The organism is Lelliottia wanjuensis, from assembly GCF_030238365.1.
Taxonomy (GTDB): domain Bacteria; phylum Pseudomonadota; class Gammaproteobacteria; order Enterobacterales; family Enterobacteriaceae; genus Enterobacter; species Enterobacter wanjuensis.
Genome location: NZ_JASSOT010000025.1, coordinates 1 through 744, shown reverse-complemented (window position 1 = coordinate 744; position 744 = coordinate 1). Strand labels below are relative to the sequence as shown.

Below are 744 nucleotides of genomic sequence, written 5' to 3'. Positions count from 1 at the left end.
CCCGAAAACCAGGGCAGACAGATCCGGCAAGTCTGTTTCCGGATGCGGTTCTGCCGCTGCTGGCTCCTTTTGCATCGACTGTGCAGGGGGGCCACCGTACCCGTCGCATAATCCTGCTGATGTGGCTATGTGCCCTGACTGCATTGGGTATTTCTGCACTCAATAACCGTGACCTGATCCGTCAGGTGAGCACCGATTTACAGCGCTGGAATGCAATCCCGATGAACCACTATCGCCCTAAGGCAGAATCACTGGCCGCCCTGAAGCAGGATGCGCTCCTGCTTGAACGCTGGCAGCGTCAGGGAGAGCCTTTGCGTTACAGCCTGGGCTATTACCCGGGCCAACGACTGTGGCTGGCCTTGCAACAGGCTATCGATACCTGGACTCCTCCACCAGCACCTGAACCCAAACCAGTACCGAAAATTGTTCGTCTCGACAGCATGTCGCTGTTTGATTCCGGTAAGTCCGTGTTGAAACCGGGCTCCACCAAAATGCTGGTCAACTCGCTGGTCGGAATCAAAGCCAGACCAGGCTGGCTTATCGTGGTCAGCGGCCACACAGACAATACCGGCAGCGTTCAGTTAAATCAGACTCTGTCTTTGCAAAGAGCAGAGGCCGTTCGTAACTGGATGCGTGATACCGGGGACGTACCGGAAAGTTGTTTTGCCGTGCAGGGTTACGGTGACAGCCGACCAATTGCATCAAACGACATGCCTGATGGCCGTGCGCATAACCGGCGTGTCG

General features: G+C 56.2%; 1 protein-coding gene. It reads left to right on the top strand.

Annotated features, from left to right (window positions below):
* The coding region (locus tag QQF33_RS03375) for an OmpA family protein (RefSeq protein ID WP_285157380.1) at positions 1-744 on the top strand (744 nt) is incomplete at both ends.